Consider the following 21394-nt stretch of genomic DNA (forward strand, 5'->3'; position numbering starts at 1 on the left):
TCACGTTCAGGCGGCAGCCTGCTCGATCAGATCAGAAAGCAACTCAGGCGCATCAACCATGATGTCGTGTCCAGACTGATCCTCCGGGACCCCGTAGGTTTCCCAGGTCGGATCGGCCTTGGTCTCTTCGTAATTCCTGGCGAATGCAGGCTGCGGGAAACCAAGGGCTCGTACAAACAACTTCTTGGCTATCCGCTCGCGTGCGCCGGTAAGATGGGCCTTTGTGAAAACGGCATTCATCGGCTGAGGGGTCATCTTTGCGTTGACCCAATCGATATTCGCTTGCGTTTTTACCCCGAAGGCTTCCGCGGGGATCGGCGGCCTCGCTATAGTGCCCGCTGCACGCAATTCATCAAGTTTCGCCCGTTGCTCGGGTGTGTTGGTGTCGTAGGCGCTTGTCCCATCCACCGGAAGAAATGCGTCTACCATGACCAGCGAGGATACCTGCTTTTCGACTTTTTCAAGGGCGCCCGAACAGACCCAACCGGCATAGGAATGGGCAACGAGGGCGACGTCGTTGAGGTCCTCCCACCAGAACAGGTTGGTGATGTCCTGGATGTGCGTATTCATGTCGACGTCCGCACTGAGCATATGCGAATACTCCGCGAGGCCCGTCATTGTCGGCGTATACACGCGGTGTCCCTTTGCCTCGAGGATGTCGCGGACATGTTTCCAACACCAGCCCCCATGCCAGGCACCATGCACCAGAACGAACGTCTTCCGGCTTGTCTGGGCGACGGCAGGCGTCGCCAAGCCGGACGTCAGGGCGACCGCCGCAATCGTCGAGGCCCCCGTCAACACCGAGCGCCGCGACGGTTTTGGGACCGCGTTCAATGAAGCTCCGTTACCTGTGCGGCCTTTGGCGTAGGACTTGTGATTGATAGACATGTGGCTCTCCTCCCTCGAACTGTGATGCGCCTTTCTCCACAGGAGACCTGCTTTCGATATCTGGTCGATTTGCTAGGCCTGTCCGGTCGGAACCGGCGCCCGGTCAACTGCTGCGATCTCCGCTCGCGCCAGCATTTCCATCAGCCGGACCTTCTCAGACACAGCAGCGGGAACATCGAACAGATTGTGCAACTCCTCCGGGTCCGTCTCGAGGTCGTAGAGCTCCCCAAAATCGGTTCCCTGATAGATTGACAGGCGCCAGCGGCCATCGTGCAGCGTGTGCACTCTGGGCTGCGGTCCAAAAGCCGGATCGGTTTTCTGGTGATCATATTGGATAAGGGCGGCGCTGCGTCCCTCTCCGCCAGCAACGGGCAGCCTGATGCCTTGCATGCCAACCGGGGCTTCGATCATGGCGCGCTCAAGTATCGTCGTGCCGATGTCGAGTGTCTGGCCAATGGCATCGCTTCGCTCGCCCGTCTTCCCCTCGGGATCCGACCAGATAAACGGGACCCTGGTTATCTGCTCATACTGCTCTGCACCTTTGAAAAGCAGCCCGTGATCGCCAAGATGGTCGCCATGGTCGGAGGTGAATATTTTCACCGTATCGTCCGCCCTGCCCGTCCGGTCGAGACTGGAGACAACCGTGCCCACAGCGTCGTCGATCATTGCGATCAGGCCGCAGGTCAGTGCACGGGCCTCCAGCGCCTCGCGTGCCGAGCACGCAACCGTACCCATGCCCGCAAGGTTCGCCCGCCCTTCCTCGCGCTCCCTGATCGCCGCCGCCACGTGAAAGGGCGGCGTCCAATCATTGGCGGCAAAGGCCGCCGGCAGCGCCATTTCCTGAGGCTTGTACATATCCCAGTATTTACCCGGCGGATTGAACGGATGATGCGGATCTGGCCAGGACACCATCAGAAAGAACGGCTTGTCGCTATCCGCGCGATCTTCGATCCATTTTGTCGCCCGCTCGGCGATGAAAGTGGTCGAGTAGTGCTCCGGCGCCACCGCCGTGCGCACGGCCTGCGGGCAGGAATAGTCGTGCGGGAGCTGGTTCTTGATGCCGATCTTCGATGCCGCGTCCGCATCGCGGTCGGCCACCCACTGCACATAGTCGCCGCCCGCCGCATCCCCGTGTCCGGTCACCAGCTCCACATGGTCGAAGCCATAGAATGGCGTTGGAACCTTTGGCTGCGGCCCGTCCCAAAAGTCCGGCTCTTCCACACGAAAGAACGGATCCCGATATTCCGTGCGTACCGACTGATCGAGCGGCCAGTCGGCCCGGAAATGGTCTGGCCGGGTCACCGGCGGCTCGATCATCGACGGTCTGCCGCTGAAGTTCTGCAAATGGCTCTTGCCGATCAGCGCGGTTTCGTATCCGGCCGCTTTGAGCACCTCGACGAAGGTGACATTGCGCCGTTCCAGCGGAATGCCGTTGGCCCTTACGCCATGGCTTGAAGGCATGCGGCAGGTCATAAGGCTCGCCCTGTTGGGCATGCAGACCGGGCTCGCCACGTAGAACTTATCGAACCTGATACCGGACCCGGCCAACCTGTCGATATTGGGGGTTTTGAGCACCGGGTGGCCATAGCATCCCAGAAAATCAGCCCGGTGCTGATCGGTGATGAAAAGGATGAAATTGGGACGCTTAGGCATTGACCACCTTTGTACGGCTGAGAAAAAGGCGCGCGGCAACGATCGCAATACCGGCTGCTATGCCAGCCGAGTCGACGAGATGACCGCCGGGAATGGCAGATCCGGGTACAAAGCAAGCAGCACCCGCCAGGATGAATGCCAAGCGCCACACGGCGCTCAGCCTTCCGCCAAAGAAGCCGATCCAGCCTGCCGAAACGAGCCACACGCCGACCACCGAGAGAACGAAGATCCTTGCGATCTCAAATGGTGTTCCCTGCCAGAGCATTTCGGGCGACAAGGCGAAGATGAAAGGCACCACATAGGCCGGCCACCCGAAGACCACCGCGGCAAATCCGGTCTTGACGAAATCCGCCTTCGCTATCGTCGCACCGGCAAACGCCGCGGCGGCCACGGGCGGAGTAATCATCGAGAGGATGCCGAAATAGAACGCGAACATATGCGCTGCGATGGGGGGCACGCCTGCTTCCACCATCGAAGGCGCAACAAGCGTCGCGAGCAGCAGATACACACCCACCGTGGGCATACCCATACCCAATACGATCGAGATGGCACCGGAAAGCAGGAGAATGACCGCGAGGTTACCCCCAGAGAGCTCAATGATCGCCTGGGTCAACGCAAAGCCGAGGCCAGTGATATTGAGCACGCCGATCACCACACCCGCCATGGCTGAGACCATGAGCAGTTGGGTCACGGCGACGCCGGTATCGCCAACCGCCTCGAGCAGCCGTGTCCAATGCATGCGCACGCCGCGATAACCAAACACCAGCGCGATCGGAATGATCAGACCTGTCGCATACATGGCAGCGGTCTGCGGCTGCAGGTTTAAGGTGAACAGTCCGACAATGATCACCACGAAGGGCGAGATATAGAGCCAGCCCTTCGAGAGCACCTCGAGCACATTGTATCTCATCTCGTCGGCCGAACGGATATTTTCCTTGGCCGCGTACAGGTCGGCCTGGATAAACAGCGACACGTAATAAAGGATCGCCGGGATCAGAGCCGCGAGAATGATATCCGTGTACGGCACCTGCAGAAATTCGGCCATCAGAAACGCAGCCGCGCCCATCATCGGTGGCATGAGCTGGCCACCCGTCGAGGCCACAGCCTCGATAGCCGCAGCCCGCTCCGGCGGATAGCCACTCCTTTTCATCATCGGTATGGTAATTACGCCGGTCGAAACAACATTGGCCACGGCGCTGCCCGAAATCGAACCGAACAGCGATGATGCGACAACGGCGATCTTGGCGGACCCGCCGCGATATTTGCCCATCAGCGCCGCTGAAATCTCGGTGAAGAAGCTGGCTCCGCCCGATGCGTTGAGCAAATTGCCGAAGAAGATGAAGGGCACGACGATCGACACCACCACCCCGATCGGCAACCCGATAATCCCGCTTGCGTCCATGCCGAGATAGATCAGCAGCCGGTCGATGGCGACCTCGCGCCCCTGGAAATGACCGGGAACAAGGTGCCCTACAAGCCCGAAGGCCAGGAAGAACAGAACGAAGCCGAAAAGCATCGTCCCCGCGGTGCGCCGCAAGCATTCGGCGACCGAAACCACGATGATGGTGGCCGCGGCCACGGAGCTGAACGGCTTGTCGAACAGGGTCGCGACAATGCCGACATAATTGATCGCTACATAGGTGCAGGCGCCGAACGCCAGTATCGCCGCCACGGCGTCATACCAAGGCAAACGCGTCTTCGCCGTGTGACGCGTGAAGGGTTGCACGATGAAGACCGTCGCCAGCGCCAGACCGAGGATGACGGCCAGCAACTGCTCGTTGATCAACACCAGTCCGAAGGCCCGATAGAGATCGAGTGCATTCGCCAGCGAGAGCAGCACCAGAACCGAGCCGATAATCTTGCCGGCTAAAACAATCTTCGGATTATCTTGCTCGATATGTTCAGCGGTGTCCGCCTTCGAAGCTTCAGGCCTGGACATGTCATTCCTCCCTGGAATGCATTCTCAAGTCTCCTGGCGGCGCACATGGCCGCCGGGAGATGATGCTCCGGCAGAGCCGAACGTCTTACAGGCCGGCTTCGGTGTAGAATTGTTCGGCGCCGGGGTGGAAGGGAACGCCGATATCGGTGTGCATCGCGGCCGGATCGAAGCCGTTGAACGCCCCGTTCGCGGCCACCAGAGCCTTTTTGTTGGCGTGAAGCGCCTTGACCAGATTGTAGACCACCTCGTCCGGCACATCCGCGCCGGCGAGAATGACGAAAGGCGTGGTATAGGCACCCTGCGGCTCGGTTATGCCGGGAAAGTTCGGACCGGGCTTGACCTCGGCCACCCATGCTCCCGGCGAAATGGCCTCGATCTTGGCGTTTGCGTCCTCCGACTTCTCTATCGGCAGGATACGAATGCCGCCCAAAGCCGCGTCCGCCTGCTTGGTGCGCCCCGAGGACAGGGAGAAGAACGTTGCATCGACATTGCCCGTCTCCAAATCCTCGACACCACGCACACCGTCCGGCACCGGCACTCTTTGCACGTCGTCATAGGTCATGCCGACCGTGTTCAGCGTGGCCTCGGCATTGGTCTGGACGGCCTGCTGCGTGAGGAAATCGGACGCGACGCGCTTGCCCTGGAGATCCTGCAGGGTGTGAATGTCGCTGTCGTTGCGCACGATGAAGCCGCTGTAGAGATCGAACAACACCGCGACCATGCGGATGTTTTCGTTCGGGCTGCTGAATTCGCCCTGGCCGGTATATGCAAAGGCAGCGGCGACCCCGTTGGCGATGGAGAATTCCAGCTCTCCGTTGTTCACCAGCGGAACGACCACATTCGGCCCGCCCTGCGGCACGACGCGCATCCGAATATCGCCCTCCTCGATGGCAACCTTGGACACGGCCGCCCCTGTCGCATAGGCCAGCGAGCCTTGCGGGTTTGTCCCGATCGAGATCGTCTGGGCCGAAGCGGCGCCGGACAGCCCCGCTACGATGGCAGCCGCAAGCAAAATACGAGAAATCATCTTCTCCTCCCTTTTTGACGATTTTAAATAACAACTGACAGGAGAATTCTTGATATGTAAATTGCTAAACTTGCGGCAAAACATAGCGAAATTGCTATGTTGGCGCTGACATCGCTCCGCTCGAAAAGGAGCCGGACAATCGATCGGCCCTGAACCCGGGAGCGAAGCTGTCAATGCCTCCGGAGACGGGATCAGAATATTGGGCGATCGAAAGCGTGCGGCGCAGATTTCGCACACCCCTTGGCTGACCGGACGCCAGGCTATGCTTTTGCCGCCACTCGGATGTCGTTGATCAACGTCTCGCAAGCTGCGCTTTGCGGAATAGCGGGATCGGTACTGATTCCTATAGGCCCCTGAAGCTCCGGGGCGAAAATGTTCAGGCGCCGCAGGTCTCCGCGTTCGAGATCCTGCCGTATGACTCCCACCGGTACGATCCAGACAAAACCGTTTGCGATCACAAGAGCACGCGCGAGTTCAATGAGATTCGTTTCGACGACATCACCAAACCCGGTAATCCCATGTTCAAGTAGAAAACGGTCAATTTCATTCCGAATGATCGTATCCGCCTGATGCAAGACGACGCTGTGGTCGCCCAAGTCGGCCAGTTCGACATGTTCCAGTTCAAAAAGCGCGTGATCAGGGGCGGCAACAAAGGCGATTTCCTCGGAGTATAGATGTTCGAACGCCAGCCCCCTCATGGCTTCTGCCGCAGCGAGGCGGCCATACACGAAATGCACATCTCCACGCCGCAATTTTGAGAGCAGTTCCGCGTTGGTCCCGCTTGCAACATGCACTGTGGTCTGGGGGAAACGCCGTTTAAAGTCGCGTACGACACGCGCAAAAGTTGCTCCCGCAACGGTCGGCAGAGCACCTGCTTTCACAACGTCCGTTGAGTTGGAGCGGTTGCCGGCCATGGCAACGCCCATATCGATCTGCGCCAACCCCGAAGTAGCATGCCGCTGCAGAAGCTGCCCGGCCTCCGTAAGCTTGGAACCGCGTTGGCTGCGGTCGAACAGCGGCAACCCGACAACGCGCTCCAACTCACCGATTGTTCTGGAGACTGCCGACTGCGTCAAATGCAACGCTTCGGCCGCACGCACAACGCCCCCCTGCCGCGCAACTTCAAGGAAAACGCGCAGCTGTCTGATCCTGACACGGTTCTTCACAATCACCCTGCTTGCCCCACTTCCGGAGCGTGCATTCTATGGGTACGTCTCGTGTCGGGCAAACTGCAATAAGCACCGACTGGGCAGCAGCTTATCTCGCTCTGTCAGCTTGACAGCGGCTGGATACGGTGGGCCTTGAAACGGTCGGGCAGGCGGACGATTTCGACGCTGTCGACGATGCCGGCAATAGTAAACGGGTCAGCTTCGACGAAGGCCCGCACCTCGGCTTCGCCCGCCGCTTCGAAAATGCCGAAATTACCGACGTCGGTCTCCCCGTCCGCCTCGGTCAGGGCGCTGCCGGTCAGCACCCTGACGACACCATTGCCGCCCGATGCCACATGGACGCGGTGCTGGTCGTGTTGCGCTTTCTTGACCGCCTGCGAGCCCGGCTTATGCCAGCAGATCATCAAGAAGTACATCTCCGCTCCTAGGTCTGGTTCTCCAGCACCACCATGCCGGCGCCAGTCAGCGAGGCCGGCGCATAGTAATGCTTGTGTTTCAAATCGACCTTCGGGTCCATAGCGGCACGCATGACGAGCCACATGATTAGCTCCGCACCTTCCGAACCGAACTGCTCGACATAGTCCTCCCGCGACATGTTGCGGTATTTCTCGTAGTCGTTTGCGATCCCGTCGAGCCAGGCCTCGTCCGCCTCGCGGTTGATGAAGCCCGCGCGGCTGCCCTGCAATTGGTGCGACAGGCCGCCAGTGCCCATGATCACCACACGCCCGTCGCCCGGGAAGCTCTCGATCGCGTCGCGCAGTACCTTGCCCATTTCCCAGCAGCGCAGCGGCGTCGGGATCGGGTACTGGATGGTGTTTACCCAGATCGGAACGACCTTGACCGGCCACTTGTCCGGGCGGCCGAAGAATAACTCCATCGGAACCTGCAGGCCGTGGTCCACCTCGATCTCGCGGCAAACGAGTGGGTCGAAATGCTGCTCGACCAGCTTGTCGACGAAATGCCATGAGAGGTCCGAAGCGCCTGCAAACTCGGGAATGGAACGCGGGCCCCAACCCTCGTCGACGGGCTTGTAGCTTTCGGCCACACCGACGGCGAAGGTCGGGACCCGGTCGAGGAAGAAAGAATTGCCGTGGTCGTTGAAGATCACCACTGCAATGTCCGGCTTGGCTTGCTTCATCCACTCCTTGCCGGGGATGTAGCCGTCGAAAAACGGCTTCCAGTCCGGCGTGTCCGCCATACCCTTGTCAAGCGCGACACCGATGGAGGGAACATGGCTCGTGCCGACGCCGCCAATGATCTTGGCCATTTGTCAGACCTTTCCCAAACGCTGCGCCAGGAAGGCGTCGTGGTCCATGCCGGCCTGCGCGGCCGCGATTCGCGTCATCGGCGTCGGGTCGATGGCCGAGATTTTCAGGATGAAGAACAGGTTGCCGCCAAGGCGCACCATCTCGTGCCAGTCGCGCGCCTTCACGGCGGCCCTTTCCTCGTCGGAAAGGCCGTAGCGGTCGAGATAGGCGTCCTCGTCGGCCTTGAAAGCTTCGCGGTTCTCGGCACGACCGAGATCCATCGCCATCTTGTTCATGCGATAGCCTCTGAAGTTCGCCTCGCGATCGAACAGAGGCGTCTCGGGCAGAGCCTGCTTGCCGTCTTCCGACGTGTCGGTCATCTTGTCCTCCTTCTGCCAGCCTGCCATCCACATGCGCATGGCCGCGGTCACCGCCTCGGGCTGCTCCAGCGGCGCGAAGTGGCCAGCGTCTTCGATGATCACCAGACGAGCATCGGGCAGCAGCGCCAGCATGTCCTCATGCTGCGCGACCGGGCTCCACTTGTCGTAACGCCCCACCACCAGCAGCACCGGACAGGTGACTGTACCGAGATAGGCTGCGGCGTCCGGCCGGCTGAGCAGCGCCTCGATCTGGCGCTCGTGCTGTTCGGGACTGGCACGCAGCACCATCTCGGTCAGCCCATCCATCAGCACTTCGTCGCCATGGTGGGCCTCGTGCACCATGGGCGGCAGCCAGCGTGCCGCCAGTGCGGACATGCCGTCGCTGTAGGCGAGATCGACCAGTTCCTGCCGCTTGATTTCCTCGCCCTCGCGACGGGGATGAATGCCGGTGTCGATCAAGGCGAGCTTCGCAACACGTTCAGGCGCCAATCTCACCATTTCGAGCGCGATGCGTGCGCCCATGGAATGCCCTGCCACCCACAGCACGCCCGGATGCCTGGTTAGAATGTCTTCGGCCATGCCCGTGATGGAAACGCCGGCGCTGACGTCGGCGATGCCGATTGGCATGTCCTTGCCGAAGACTCCGGCTTGCTTGTGCCAGGCGAAGCTGTCGCACAAGAGGCCAGGGATCAGGACGAGCGTTGGCTGGCTCATTTGCTCTGCCAAGTTGGATTTTCAAGATTCAGATGTGACCCTGGAATTCCAACCAGAAATCCAATCTCAGAGACCGGATTATCACTTACGGAGCCCACAAAGCCACGTCGCGGATCGACTGTGGCGCGACCAATGACAGGAGAAAACAAACATGTAAAATGCTAATTCTGCCCTTGTTAATAGCAATAATGCTATATTATGGCCAGTTCAGCCGATTGGCCACGGAAATGAAACCGGGCGTTCTGGCCGACATCGCCAAAGTCCGCATGTCGTCAAATCCGGCGCGACTGTACGGCTTTACCGTGTTCATTCCGCGGAGATTGAAATGAGTTTGGCCGTGACTACGAGAAGATGTTCTGTCCCGACATCAAAGGCCGCAACGATATCTTCGACATGCGCGGTATCGACCGCGAGCGGGGCTGTATGGTCGTGGTGCGTCCGGACCAGTACATCGCTCATGTTCTCCCGCTCCATGCCCACGCTGAGCTCTCAGCGTTCTTCAACGGCTTCATGGTGCGAAGAAACTGAGGGTTCGATCCATGAAGAGAGCTGCACGGCCGCCGTCGCCAGCGCCTCCGCCGCGGTCGGAAGCTCGTCGACCGGATAGTCAGCGGCCTCAAAGGCGGGAGGTCGGCTCATTGGTCGCCATGGAAAGCCTAGTTGTCCATGACCCTATGTGAAGCGGGCCAGACAGGGTTGCCAGGCACGAAAGCCTGAACGCGAGACATTCATCTGCCGTTGAGCAACGTGCTGGCGAAAGCGATGAACAATCCATCTGCGCCGCCGCATACAACTCTTCATCAATGGAATTTGGGCAAGAAGGGAGCAAGGGTGCCGGCTGGCACCCCGGTTAGACCTCCTGTTGGTTAGCCGATTTCAAAAGCCGATCCGGATCGAGATGTTCCCAGTACGATCCTTCCTTGCGGGCAATGTGGCCTCGTAGGATCTTTCTTGCCTTGCTCAGATCTCGTGCCCTGATGGCCTCGGTGATGTCGACATGTTCGCGCATTGACTTTCCCATGTGATGCGGATCGTTACCGAGCCGGTTCCGCAAAGCCGCCATCTTCGCGCTGATCAGTGCATAGGCGCTTGAGAGATAGGGATTGCCGGAAGCAGTGATGATCGTGTCGTGGAAGGCGGTGTCAAGCGAAAGATACTCGCGAATCTGTCCCTCGGCTTGTGCCTGTTTCATTTTCTCCGCGATTGCCGCCAGATCGTCGGCCAGTGTTGATGACGGGTTGTTGAGTGCAAGTTCAACCGCAGCCGGCTCAAGGGCGAGCCGCAGTTCACACAACTGATTAAGCTCGCCGGGCTGAAGCTTGAACACATAGGTTCCTGATTGCGGCTGCACTGTCACTAGTCCCTCGCTGCGCAAAAGCGATATCGCTTCGCGAACCGGGGTTGTTGAAACTCCCAGTTCTGCGGCCAGGGCGTTCTCCGACAGCTTTTCACCGGATGCGACCTTCCCTTGAACGATCATTTCCCTGATCGCCCGCGCAACTTCATCGACGAGGAGCGCCGGACGCGAAAGCTTCCTGACGCGCGCGCCTTCCTTGCTGCCTGGCGCGGTGTCAGGCGTGGATGGCGAATCCAGAGACATCAGCAAATTCCTCTTTACAGCCAATCGAAAACTGCTACCTTAGTTTCATCTACCGTCTAAGGTAGCAGATAGGCAGCCGCAAATGAAGCTGCCACAGGTAGGAAGGGCACTCCTATGGGGATTCTCGATATCAGGCTCATCATTGCGGCGGCTGCAACCATATTGGCCGGCAGTGTGGCGGCGCAAGAAAGCGAGCCTGCACCGGTCATTCGCTGGAACAGCCTCACTTATCAGCTTCAGAGCGGAGACGCGGCAGCCCTTTGGAGCAAAAGTCCGCTCCACGGAAAGGTCCTTGTGCAGGGCCTCAAGTTCGACGCGGCCGGCAATATGTATGTCTCGACCGCTCGCTGGGGTGGAGCGGACATACCTGCGACCTTGTCCAGGCTAGTGAAGAATGGTGATGACTACGAGCTCCAGCCCTACCCTTCGCTCGAACTCAATGCTGTCGCGAATCCGCAGGGGCTCAAGGCGGTTCTGGGATTCGAGATTGACCAAAACGATGTCATGTGGATCCTCGACCAGGGCCACATCGCCGGCGCCGAGTCCGGGGTCCGGGACGAGAAGCTGATCCTATGGGATATCAAGGCCAACGAGGAGATCCAGCGCTACGAGTTCCCTCCAGCAGTGTCGGACAAGAGATGCTCGTTTCTGAACGACATCGTCGTCGATAACGAGTCGGGCTTTGCCTATATTACCGACAGTGGGATTTTCAGCGACCCTCTCTGCGGTGGTCTCATCGTCTATGACCGCAACGCCAACACGGCACGGCGCGTGCTGAACGCGACCAAGTTTACCAACGACGAACCACAATTCATGTTCAACATCGGCGACCGTAAGGTTCTCAAGAACGGCCCGATGCGAACCGGCGCCGACGGCATTGCGTTGTCGGGTGATAAGCAGACGCTCTACTGGACCAACCTGACCGGCAACACGCTCTTTTCGCTGCCGACTGCGCTCCTCCGTGATCCTAAGGTCTCGGAATCTGAACTTCAGGCAGCCGTGCGCACGGAGGTGGTGCTGCCTTCCAACACTGATGGTCTCACGGCGGACAAAGACGGCAATATCTATCTCACCGCGCTCCAGCTCAACTCGGTCCTTAAATGGGAGCCCGCCAACCGTCGCCTCTCGCGGGTCGCCTATCACCCGGAAATGGCATGGCCGGATACGCTCGCTTGGGCGCCGGATGGCAGGCTGCATGTGATATCCAACCACCTGCACGTCTGGGTCGATGGGGACATGGATTTCGAGAATCCGCCTGTCCCGAACTTCACGATCTGGCGGCTGGCGACTAAGGCCGCACCCTACCTAAACTAGAACTTTGCAGGGCGGACGCAGCCTATCGGCGCTCGGCGAGGAGGACCGCAATGCTCTTACGATTTGACCGTTGGCTGTGTGTCGTCAACGGCCTGCTCGTTGCTGCTATGCTTGCGATGATGCTGTCGCTCGTCTTCGCCAACATCGTTTCCCGCTACTTCTTCAGCGTCTCCTTCGGCTGGATCGAGGAGGTGTCACGCTACCTGATGATCTGGATCGTCTTTATCGGCGCTGGGCTCGCAATGCGTGAGGGGATGCACGTGGCGGTGACGCTCCTCGTTGATCTGACCACACGCATAAAGCCGGCCCTTACCTGGGCGGCCTTCGCGCTGGTCTTCATCTTCTTTGCCGCTCTTACCTGGTACGGGATCGAATATGCGCAGTTCGCGTCGCGCCAACGCAGCGCCATGCTGCATCTGCCCATGGGCATGATCTATCTGGCGGTTCCGATCGGTTCTTGCCTGGCCATCCTGCACCTCCTCCTGTCGCTGAGAGATGATCGGACGGCTTCCAGTGAGGCGCAGCCATGAGCGCCGCTCTTTTCACAGTTTTCGCGGTAGCGATGGTGCTGGGCGTTCCAGTCGCCATCGTCATGGGAGGGGCCTCGCTCGCCGCCATATTATGGGATGGTCGCTATCCCGGCCTCATCCTGGCGCAGCGGATGTTTTCGGGCATCGACAGCTTTCCGCTGATGGCGGTTCCCTTCTTCGTGCTGGCGGCGGAACTGATGACGGGGGGCCGCATCACAGATTCCTTGCTGGCCCTGGCCCGGCAGATCATCGGCCGGCTACGCGGTGGACTCGGCCACGCTAACATTCTCATGTCCGTGTTCTTTTCCGGCATTTCCGGCTCCGCGCTTGCCGATGCAGCCGGTCCCGGCGCCGTGACGATCCAGATGATGCGTTCTGGTGGCTATAAGCCGGAGTATGCGGCCGCCCTTACCGCCTCGTCCGCTATCATCTCCTCGATCATTCCCCCATCCATCGTCATGGTCATCTATGCGCTCACCGACAATGCAGTCAGCGTTTCGGCGCTCTTCATCGCCGGCATCGTGCCGGGCGCTCTCATTGGCCTGTCGCTGGTCGCGACCAACGCCTATCTCAGCTGGCGGCGCGGTTTCGCGCTCGATGAGCCGCGCAAGCCATGGCTGCAGTTCTTCCGTGAATCGGGCGTCGTTTTATCCGCCATTCCCCTGCCCGTCATCATTATCGGCGGCATACACAGCGGTGCTTTTACGCCGACTGAAGCCTCGGCGGTGGCGGCGGTCTATGCCTTCGTCGTCGCCAAATTCGTGCTGCGCAGCCTGGCTTGGCGCCAACTCCCCTACCTTTTCGCCCGCGCCTCCCTGATGACGTCGGCGGTGCTGATGATCGTGGCGACCGCATCGGCTTTCGCGTGGCTGCTCACGGTGCTGCAGCTTCCGCAGACGATCGCCGGCTTCATCGCCGGCTTCGGCCTACCGAACATGCTGCTGCTCCTCGTCATGGCTATCTTTCTGTTGTTGTGCGGGCTCTTCATCGACACGTTGCCCGGCGTCCTTCTGTTCACACCGATCGTGGCGCCGATCGCCGACATGGCGGGCATCCATCCGATCCAAACCGCGCTGGTGGTCATCCTCTCCTTGACCATCGGCATGATCACGCCGCCCGTCGGCGGCGTGCTGTTCGTGGTGTCCGTGGTCAGCCGCATCCCGCTGATGCGGATCGTCGCCACGATCGGTCCCTTTCTGCTCGCCGAACTGCTCGTACTGCTACTGCTGGTTTTCGTGCCGGCGGCGTCGCTCTGGCTACCCGGCTTGTTCGGATACGTTCGCTAAAAAAACTTAATCAGAAAGAGGAGGAATTCATGCGCATTCTCAACAGACTGGCCGGCCTTGCGGGCATCTTGGCTGCGGCAACGCTCATGACCGCAGGCCCCGCTCTGGCACAACTCACCATCAAGTACGGTCACTATCAGCCAGGACGAATGGATCAGCCCAAACATGCCGCCGCTATGGCTTTCAAATCCTATGTCGAAGGTGCGACGGGTGGCGAGATTAACGTGGAGATTTATCCGGCGGGACAGCTCGGCAACGAGCAGACGACGATGGAGGGGCTGCAGCTCGGTACCATTGAGATGGCGGTTGTCCATGATGGCGGCATTGCCGGCACCTACACACCCATCGAAGTCTTTTCGCTACCCTTCGCGTTCGACAACCAAGCGGTGGCATGGAATGTCTTTGACGGTCCTTTCGGCCAGAAATTTGCCGAGGACATGCTTGCCGAGACGCAGATCCGCTTGTTCGGATTTGCCGACAACGGCGTGCGTCACTTCACCAATTCAAAGCATCCGGTAAAGACGCCGGAAGACCTGCAGGGCCTGAAGATCCGCGTCCAGCCGAGCCAAGTCTATGTTTCCCTCGTCGAATCGCTGGGCGGGGACGCGACCGCGATCGCCTGGGGCGAACTGCCGACCGCACTTGCCCAGGGCACGGTTGACGGGCAGGAGAACGGCGTCACCAACATTCTGGCCGCAAGCCTTTACGAGAACCAGAAGCACGTGACGCTGGACGGCCATGTCTTCAGCCTTCACGCCTATATGATGAGTGACGCCTTCTGGCAGCAATTGACGCCGGAACAGCAGAAGATCATCGAGGACGGCACCCGCATCGCCATCGGGATCCACCGCGGCATGACGGCGGCGCAGGACTCCAATGCCAGCACCATCCTTGCCGATAATGGTATGACGGTGACGACCCTGACACCGCAGGAGCGCGATGCCTTCCGCAAGCTGGCCCAGCCTGCCGTGCGCGCCTATCTGGACGAGCAGGTCGGTGCCGATCTGGTGGACGGGCTTCTTGGTGCCATCGACGAGGCCGGTTCGTGACACATCCGGTATCCAGCCACCACCACACACGTGACGGCGACCGTGCACCGGTCGCCGTCGTCATCGACGCCGGGTACGACCAGCATACGATCGAGGAAGACATCCTGAAGCCCTATGGCTTCCGTGTCATCGAGCGTGCGTGCCACGGGGACGCGGCGGCGGTCGTGGAAGCGGTCCGCGAAGCGGACGCGGTCCTGGTGAGGGAGAGCCCGGTCACGGCCAATGCAATCGACGAGATGAAGCATTGCCGCGTCATCGTGCGCTATGGGGTCGGCGTGGACAATATCCACCGCCGGCGGGCGGCGGAACGCGGCATCTATGTCGCCAATGTGCCCGATTACGGTGTCGAGGAAGTGAGCGACCACACGCTGGCCCTTCTGCTCTCGGTTCTCCGACGCACTGCCGCGCGCGACCGTGCGGTACGCGAAGGCATGTGGAACGTGGCGCGCCGCGAGCCTATGCACCGCATCGCCGGTCGCACGCTCGGCATTATCGGATATGGCCGTATCGGCGCCGCCTTCCACCGCAAGGTGTCCACGCTCGGCTTCAGCGAGACGCGGGTGCACGATGCCAATGGGGGCGTCCTGCCCTACGGCGCAGTCGCAGCCGATCTCGATGAGCTAATCGCGCGCAGCGACGTCATCTCGCTGCACCTCCCCCTCCGCCCTTCCACGGAGAAGATGATATCGCGCGAGCGGATTGCGGCAATGCAGCCGGGAACGGTGATCGTGAACACCTCGCGCGGCGGCCTGATCGACGAGGAATCGCTGGTCGAAGCCTTGCAGTCCGGCCATCTGGGCGGCGCCGGGCTGGACGTGTTCGCCGACGAACCGCCGGCTCCTGATCACCCGCTTTTGTCCACACCCAACACGGTGCTGAGCGACCACACGGCCTGGTATTCCGAAGAGAGCGTCGCCGAACTGCAGACGAAGGCTGCCCAGGAGGTCGCGCGCGTCTTTGCCGGTGAGGCGCCAAAGCACTGGGTCAATCGCTGGGACTGAACTGAGCACACATTCGTCAACGCAAGAGAAGGCACAGAGTATGGACAAGAACCTGATCGAAGGTTTCCGCCGGGTTGCAACCGCCTCCGTCGCAGATGCAGTCGACAAGATCTGCGGCAGCAAAGGCTATCTCGATTCCGCCATTACGCCACGCACAAGCGATCGTAAAATCGCCGGACCGGCCGCGACCGTTCTGGAAGAAGCGACAAGCGAGGAAGTGCCACCGACGCACGCGTTGGAACTGGTGGACAATGCCGCGCCCGGCAGCGTGATGGTCATCTCCGTCGCCGGCGATTGCAACGTGGCAGTTTGGGGCGGCTTGATGACGGCCGGCGCCGTCGCCAATCGGCTTGAGGCCGCGGTTCTGGACGGCGCCGTGCGCGACATAACGGAAATCAAGCGCGATTTCGGGTTCCCGGTTTTCGCGCGCTCGGCATCCCCCGGAACGACCGTCGGCCGCTACAAGACGATCGCCTCGATGGTCCCGGTCACGATAGGCGATGTTACCATCAATCCCGGGGACATCGTGGTCGGCGACGTCGATGGCGTGGTCATCGTGCCGCGGGAGAAAGCCGCCGAGGTGCTTGCTGCAGCCCAGGGGATCGACTTGAAGGAAGCCGAGCAGGCCAAGCTCATCATCGCGTCCGGGTCGCTAAAGGAAGGTATGGCCAAGTACGGTCGCATCTAGATCAAGGAGAAAACGCCGACATGTCCAATCCGCAAATCGTTTGCATGGGCGAACCGCTCGTCGAATTCAACCAGGTGGACGAGAAGGGACATTATCTGCGCGGCCATGGCGGCGATACGTCCAACTGTGCCATCGCCGCGGCGCGCGCCGGCGCCGCGGTGGGTTACGTCACCGCCCTGGGCGAGGACGAGTTCGGCGACAGCTTCATGCGCCTATGGGCGGAGAACGGCGTCGACGCATCGCAGGTTACTCGCGATTCCCAGGCCCATACGGGCATCTATTTCGTCACTCATGGTGGAAATGGACACGTCTTCTCCTATCTTCGCGCGGGCTCGGCGGCGAGCCGAATGGGTCCGCACGACTTGCCGCGTTCCTATATCGAGAATGCTGAAATCCTCCATGTCTCCGGCATATCCATGGCCATCAGCGCGAGTGCATCGGATGCCGTCCTTGAAGCTGTCCAGATCGCCCGGCGCGCGAACACGAAAGTCTCCTTCGATACCAATCTGCGGCTGAAGCTATGGCCGCTCGAGCGGGCGCGCGCATTGATCGGGGCGGCCATGCGCATGACGGACATCGCCCTGCCCGGCCTGGAGGACGCGGAGCAATTGACGGGGCTAAGCGAGCCGGACGCGATTGCCGACCACTATCTCGAACAAGGCGCCGGAATCGTGGCGCTAACGCTGGGCAAGGATGGGTGTCTGGTGGCGACCCCGGACGAGCGCCGGCGCGTGCCAGGGACTCGCGTGGAGGCGGTGGACGCCACGGCGGCCGGCGACACGTTCGACGGCAACTTCCTGGCCGAGTTCCTCGCTCACGACGATCCCTTCCGGGCAGCACGCTTCGCCAATGCGGCCGCAGCTCTATCCACGCGCGGCTATGGCGCCGTTGCACCCATGCCGATGCGGCAGGCGGTCCTCGACGCGCTGGCGACGGAGGGCGCACGATAATGCCGCATGCGTTGATAACAGGCGGTACGAGCGGCATCGGCGCGGGCGTCGCCCGCACCTTGCTCGCCGCCGGCTACCGTGTCACGGCCGCGGGCCTGACGGAGGCTGAACTCTCGGCAGTTCCGCCTGCTGACAATCTGACCCTATGTCAGCTCGATGTCACCAATGACCGCTCTATAGCCGCTTGCCTGGAGGCAATCGAAGAGCTCGATGCGCTCATCAACTGCGCTGGGATGATCATGCGTGGCGGTGCCGAATATCAGATCGAGAATTTCAGTCGCGTCATTGACGTCAATCTGACCGGCACGATGCGCATGTGCGTCGCGGCCAAGCCGCTTCTGGCACGCAGCGGGGGCTCTATTGTCAACACCGCGTCGATGTTGTCCTTCTTTGGCGGTCCGATGGTGCCGGCCTACACCGCCTCCAAGGGCGGCGTCGCGCAGTTGACGAAGGCACTAGCCACTGCATGGGCTGAGGAAGGCGTGCGTGTGAATGCGATCGCGCCCGGCTGGGTGGAAACTGAACTCACGCGCAATCTGGTCGAGGATGAAAGCCGCTCGGCGGGCATTCTGGCGCGCACGCCAATGAAGCGCTGGGGCAAGCCGGACGATATCGGCGGAGCCGTCCTCTTCCTGCTTTCGCAGCAGGCCGGCTTCGTCACCGGGGCCGTCCTGCCGGTCGATGGAGGCTACGCCGCCTGCTAACGAGAAAATAGATCCTGGAAGGATTTGCCATGACGACGAACACACAACGCAAGGCGCTCGAGAACGCAAACGAGGCCCGCATCCCCTATCGTCATCCCCAGCCGAAGGAATCACCACCGGAGATCGTGATTCCGAGCGTTCTGCCTGATGATGACCGCGTCTGGGTTCCGCAGGCGGAGAACGTCTGGTTCCGCCCGCTCTGCCTTTCGGCCTCACGAGGCTACTGGGTCAACCTTCTCAAGGTGCGGAAGTCCGGCGTCCTGTCGCGTCACCGCCATCCGCAGCCTGTCCATGGCTATGTCATCAAGGGCGCATGGCGTTATCTGGAGCACGACTGGGAAGCGGTCGAAGGCGGCTATGTCTATGAAGCGCCGGGCGAGACCCATACGCTGGTGGTCGATCCGCATATAGAGGAGATGATCACGCTGTTCCAGGTCAACGGCTGCATGATCTATGTCGACCCTGACGGAAAGCAACTCGGCTACGAGGACGTGTTCACGAAGATCGATCTGTGCCGTGCGCATTACGAGAAGGTCGGGCTCGGAATCGGGTTCGTCGACCAGTTCATCCGGTAGGCCGGTCAACGCGGCAGAGCAGGTCCCGCTCAACGGCTCTCGCCGCCGATCATTTTCGTTTCCCGAAAGCTGCTCCGGAGCAGTCTGTGAAGCCGCCGTGTCGTGCCGCTCCACAATATCGGACCGCCCGGCGCGTGGTTCCCGCGAGTCTGTCTACCGGTCGTCCAGCCTGCATCACGAGACTTGGCTGGTTCAGCAGGCCACTTGATGGGGTAAGCGGGGTGTGCACGTCCGATTTGAGCGACGCTCAGTGGGGGCGGATGTCGGTCTACATCATTGGTGATGCGCACACGCGCGGTTCGTGCGGCCGCGACAACCGCATGTTCATGGAAGCGGTGCCTAATATGGTGCGGACCGGTTCGCAGTGGCGCGATCTGCCTAAGGCTCTGTCAGTTCGATGAGCAACCCATCGGGATCGCGGCAGAAAGCAACCTTCCCCACGATGTCGGGATTATAGGCGGGCCGCGGGGGCTCAACCATCTCCACCCCTGCCTCCTCGAGCTGGCGATAGGTCTCCTCGACGTCATCAAAGCTGAAGGTCAAGTGCCGTATGCCGGCGCGGCCCTCCGCCACATCCTCGGCGAGCAACGCGCCCGTCGCTGGGCTGACAAGCTCAAGCATGCTGTTGCCAGCGTGAAGAAATGCGATCTCGTTGCCGTAGAGTCCCAGCCGGCGGACAACGAGCTTCAACCCCAAGAGATCAACATAAAACGCCAGGCTCCGGTCGATGTTGCGCACCGTGATGCCGGCATGTTCAAAGCCTCTCAGCACGGAATGCCTCCCTACGTCGTATCTTCGTTATCCATGAAGCGGCCGCGTTCGTCTGCCTGCAGCAGCTCATTTATAATGTTTGTGATGTGGCGCGCCATTGCCTTGTGCGCGGCCTCAGGATTGCGCATCTTCAAAGCGGCGACGATGGCATGATGGTCGCCGATCCACATCGGCCGCACGCTTTCATCATGGATGTGCTCGTGAAGCCTCTTCCACATGCGCGAAGCGTCACGCTGCGCCCACAACGCTTCCACCATGGAGACGATGATGGCATTGCCAGTGATGTTGGCGATGGTCATGTGGAACTCGCGGTCGCCCTTCTCGCTCGACGGCACCGCGCCGGTGTCAGGCTGCATGCGCGAGATGCACTCCTCGAGTTCCATGATGTCGTAGTTTGTCGCCCGCTGTGCGGCGAGATAGGCGGCACCCGATTCGACAGCGAGCCGCGCCTCCAGAAGCTCGAAGGGGCCGGGTCCGATGTCGGTGTTGATGGCGTCGAAGCCGAGCTGGTTGGGCCGCGTCGGAAGCACGACAATGCCGGCCCGACCGCGCACCTCTACAAGCCCGCGCATCTCCAGTGCGATGACGGCCTCGCGCACGACGGTGCGGCTCACCTGTAACTCTTCGGCAAGCTCGCGCTCGGAAGGCAGGTGCCACTCAGGTCTGCCAGCATTCTCTTCGATCATGCGTGCAATGCGGCGCGCGACAATTTGATAAAGCCGCTTGGACGTCAGTATGCGGGCCCTGCCTTCAGCCTTCTCCAACCCAGTCTCCGTTCTCCCCGAGGGTCGCGCCCTCGTCCGAGGATACTACGCGCTCTTTGCGGCCGCCACCTCCGGTGCGGGTAACCAGGAGCTGTAGAGCGGATGCTCACGGTTGATCGGCAGCGGCGTGGGCCGGCCGGTACGCTCGGAGTGATAAGCCGCAGTCACCAATTCCAGCGAGTTGCGCGCGTCCTGCAACGTCACCGGCAGCTCCGTATCGTTGACGATCGCCTGGTGGAAAAGCTCGAACTGACGCGTGTAGCTGTCCTCCGTCGGGACGAAATCTGCCAGCGCCCGCTCGATTTGCTCCTGGTGCTCCGACGTCCCCGCCGTGAAGGTCCAAGGATCGCGCGCCATGGTATAGGGCTCGGTAATGCTTTCGGCCACCAGGTTTTCGAAGCAAAAGCGCAGGCGCGAGATCTCCTTGCGAGAGCCCAGCGTCATCGACAGGGCAGCGAGTGAACCATTCTTCATGCGCACAGCGAGTGCCATTGTGTCCTCGACCTCGATCTTGTTGAGAAGCGTCGCCCCATAGGCAAATACCTCGGCACATTCCCCATGCACGTAATTCAGCATGTCGTGTGCGTGAATGGCATGGCCGAGCAGGCCGCCGCCAAGTTCCGTTGCCCATTTGCCGCGCCATGGCACCTCGTAATAGTCGGCGCCACGCCACCAGTGCGTCTCTATGGTGGTCATGAACGGTTTACCCGTCAGCCCCTCCGCCATCAGGCGCTTGAGCTTCTGCAGCCCGGCGCCGTAGCGGTACTGGAAGATCGGCATGAGCTTGTGGTCGCTCTTCGCCAGAATCTCGGCCATCAAGTCCACCTCGGCGAGCGAGCCGAAAAGCGGCTTCTCACAGATCACGTGCTTGCCGGCCTCGATGCTGCGTCGTGTCAACTCGAAATGGTTGTAAGGCGGCGTGCAGATATCGATGACGTCTATGTCGTCGCGCGCAAAGAGCAAGTCGACGTCTTGGGTATATTCGGGGATGCCGAACTGCTCGCAGACAGGCTTTGCGCGCTCGGCATCCAGCGAGCATAGCACAGGCACTTCAAAGAGATCCTTGTTCCAGCTATAGCCGGTCAGGTGGCGTTGGGCGATGCCGGCGCCGATCACCGCCACGCGCAGTTTATGGGTCATGATCG

22 protein-coding genes and 2 pseudogenes are annotated in these 21394 nt (G+C 60.8%); 11 read left to right on the top strand and 13 right to left on the bottom strand.

All coding sequences use genetic code 11. The features are described 5' to 3' along the window. Positions 1-6: 6 nt before the first annotated feature. The 8 genes from N5A92_RS16540 to N5A92_RS16575 form a co-directional block, all read right to left on the bottom strand. Entirely contained in the window at positions 7-888 is an 882-nt protein-coding gene (locus tag N5A92_RS16540; protein WP_260904756.1) for an alpha/beta fold hydrolase, read from the bottom strand. 72 nt (positions 889-960) lie between these two features. Beyond that, positions 961-2541 carry a sulfatase family protein gene (locus N5A92_RS16545; RefSeq protein WP_260904757.1) on the bottom strand — a complete coding sequence of 527 codons (1581 nt, stop codon included), beginning with the start codon at positions 2539-2541 and terminating at the stop codon, positions 961-963. Continuing rightward, positions 2534-4480 carry a TRAP transporter permease gene (locus N5A92_RS16550; RefSeq protein WP_260904759.1) on the bottom strand — a complete coding sequence of 649 codons (1947 nt, stop codon included), beginning with the start codon at positions 4478-4480 and terminating at the stop codon, positions 2534-2536. Before N5A92_RS16550 ends, N5A92_RS16545 begins: the two co-directional genes overlap by 8 nt. 85 nt (positions 4481-4565) lie before the next feature. Further along, positions 4566-5591: a TAXI family TRAP transporter solute-binding subunit gene (locus tag N5A92_RS16555; protein WP_260904760.1), complete on the bottom strand. Its 1026-nt coding sequence runs from the start codon at positions 5589-5591 to the stop codon at positions 4566-4568. Between the two features lie 176 nt (positions 5592-5767). Beyond that, positions 5768-6679, bottom strand: a complete 912-nt coding sequence (locus N5A92_RS16560; RefSeq protein WP_260904761.1) for a LysR family transcriptional regulator — start codon at positions 6677-6679, stop codon at positions 5768-5770. Between the two features lie 98 nt (positions 6680-6777). Further along, positions 6778-7080, bottom strand: a complete 303-nt coding sequence (locus N5A92_RS16565; RefSeq protein ID WP_260905269.1) for a YciI family protein — start codon at positions 7078-7080, stop codon at positions 6778-6780. A gap of 20 nt (positions 7081-7100) precedes the next feature. After that, positions 7101-7943 carry a class III extradiol dioxygenase family protein gene (locus N5A92_RS16570; protein WP_260904762.1) on the bottom strand — a complete coding sequence of 281 codons (843 nt, stop codon included), beginning with the start codon at positions 7941-7943 and terminating at the stop codon, positions 7101-7103. Between the two features lie 3 nt (positions 7944-7946). Further along, complete coding sequence (locus tag N5A92_RS16575) at positions 7947-9017, bottom strand: alpha/beta fold hydrolase (protein WP_260904763.1); 1071 nt, start codon at positions 9015-9017, stop codon at positions 7947-7949. Positions 9018-9356: 339 nt separating this feature from the next. Here N5A92_RS16575 and N5A92_RS16580 point away from each other — a divergent pair. Continuing rightward, positions 9357-9545, top strand: a pseudogene (locus N5A92_RS16580) (hypothetical protein); the annotation flags it as partial. On the opposite strand, the gene N5A92_RS16585 reads toward N5A92_RS16580, so the two are convergent. Beyond that, entirely contained in the window at positions 9507-9656 is a 150-nt protein-coding gene (locus N5A92_RS16585; RefSeq protein WP_260904764.1) for a hypothetical protein, read from the bottom strand. The pseudogene N5A92_RS16580 and the gene N5A92_RS16585 overlap by 39 nt on opposite strands. Before the next feature lie 211 nt (positions 9657-9867). Further along, positions 9868-10617 carry a GntR family transcriptional regulator gene (locus tag N5A92_RS16590; RefSeq protein WP_260904765.1) on the bottom strand — a complete coding sequence of 250 codons (750 nt, stop codon included), beginning with the start codon at positions 10615-10617 and terminating at the stop codon, positions 9868-9870. 114 nt (positions 10618-10731) lie between these two features. Here N5A92_RS16590 and N5A92_RS16595 point away from each other — a divergent pair, with 114 nt between their 5' ends. The 10 genes and pseudogenes from N5A92_RS16595 to N5A92_RS16640 all read left to right on the top strand — a co-directional run. After that, positions 10732-11931 carry a major royal jelly family protein gene (locus N5A92_RS16595; RefSeq protein WP_260904766.1) on the top strand — a complete coding sequence of 400 codons (1200 nt, stop codon included), beginning with the start codon at positions 10732-10734 and terminating at the stop codon, positions 11929-11931. A gap of 50 nt (positions 11932-11981) precedes the next feature. Next, positions 11982-12461, top strand: coding sequence for a TRAP transporter small permease (locus tag N5A92_RS16600; RefSeq protein WP_260904767.1), 480 nt, complete (start codon positions 11982-11984; stop codon positions 12459-12461). Then, positions 12458-13747 carry a TRAP transporter large permease gene (locus N5A92_RS16605; protein ID WP_260904768.1) on the top strand — a complete coding sequence of 430 codons (1290 nt, stop codon included), beginning with the start codon at positions 12458-12460 and terminating at the stop codon, positions 13745-13747. Before N5A92_RS16600 ends, N5A92_RS16605 begins: the two co-directional genes overlap by 4 nt. 29 nt (positions 13748-13776) lie before the next feature. After that, positions 13777-14796, top strand: a complete 1020-nt coding sequence (gene dctP / locus N5A92_RS16610) for a TRAP transporter substrate-binding protein DctP (protein ID WP_260904769.1) — start codon at positions 13777-13779, stop codon at positions 14794-14796. Further along, positions 14793-15797 carry a C-terminal binding protein gene (locus N5A92_RS16615; protein WP_260904770.1) on the top strand — a complete coding sequence of 335 codons (1005 nt, stop codon included), beginning with the start codon at positions 14793-14795 and terminating at the stop codon, positions 15795-15797. The genes dctP and N5A92_RS16615 overlap by 4 nt, the downstream gene beginning before the upstream one ends. Positions 15798-15837: 40 nt before the next feature. Then, positions 15838-16485 (top strand): RraA family protein, encoded by a 648-nt coding sequence (locus N5A92_RS16620; protein ID WP_260904771.1) that lies wholly within the window; start codon positions 15838-15840, stop codon positions 16483-16485. A gap of 20 nt (positions 16486-16505) precedes the next feature. After that, complete coding sequence (locus tag N5A92_RS16625; RefSeq protein ID WP_260904773.1) at positions 16506-17435, top strand: sugar kinase; 930 nt, start codon at positions 16506-16508, stop codon at positions 17433-17435. Then, positions 17435-18139, top strand: coding sequence for an SDR family NAD(P)-dependent oxidoreductase (locus N5A92_RS16630; RefSeq protein ID WP_260904774.1), 705 nt, complete (start codon positions 17435-17437; stop codon positions 18137-18139). The genes N5A92_RS16625 and N5A92_RS16630 overlap by 1 nt, the downstream gene beginning before the upstream one ends. Positions 18140-18168: 29 nt before the next feature. Then, positions 18169-18714 (top strand): 2,4'-dihydroxyacetophenone dioxygenase family protein, encoded by a 546-nt coding sequence (locus N5A92_RS16635; RefSeq protein ID WP_260904775.1) that lies wholly within the window; start codon positions 18169-18171, stop codon positions 18712-18714. A gap of 260 nt (positions 18715-18974) precedes the next feature. Then, positions 18975-19097: pseudogene (locus N5A92_RS16640) on the top strand (IS5/IS1182 family transposase); the annotation flags it as partial. Here N5A92_RS16640 and N5A92_RS16645 read toward each other — a convergent pair. The 3 genes from N5A92_RS16645 to N5A92_RS16655 are packed head-to-tail and all read right to left on the bottom strand — an operon-like array spanning position 19093 to position 21389. Beyond that, on the bottom strand, positions 19093-19485 hold the full coding sequence (locus tag N5A92_RS16645) for a VOC family protein (protein ID WP_260904776.1): 393 nt from the start codon (positions 19483-19485) through the stop codon (positions 19093-19095). The pseudogene N5A92_RS16640 and the gene N5A92_RS16645 overlap by 5 nt on opposite strands. Before the next feature lie 11 nt (positions 19486-19496). Continuing rightward, positions 19497-20249: a FadR/GntR family transcriptional regulator gene (locus tag N5A92_RS16650; RefSeq protein WP_313958426.1), complete on the bottom strand. Its 753-nt coding sequence runs from the start codon at positions 20247-20249 to the stop codon at positions 19497-19499. A 45-nt stretch (positions 20250-20294) separates the two neighbouring features. Continuing rightward, positions 20295-21389 carry a Gfo/Idh/MocA family protein gene (locus N5A92_RS16655; RefSeq protein WP_260904778.1) on the bottom strand — a complete coding sequence of 365 codons (1095 nt, stop codon included), beginning with the start codon at positions 21387-21389 and terminating at the stop codon, positions 20295-20297. Positions 21390-21394 lie beyond the last annotated feature (5 nt).

Origin of the sequence: Chelativorans salis (genome assembly GCF_025336525.1) — a bacterium.
Taxonomy (GTDB): Bacteria; Pseudomonadota; Alphaproteobacteria; order Rhizobiales; family Rhizobiaceae; genus Chelativorans; species Chelativorans salis.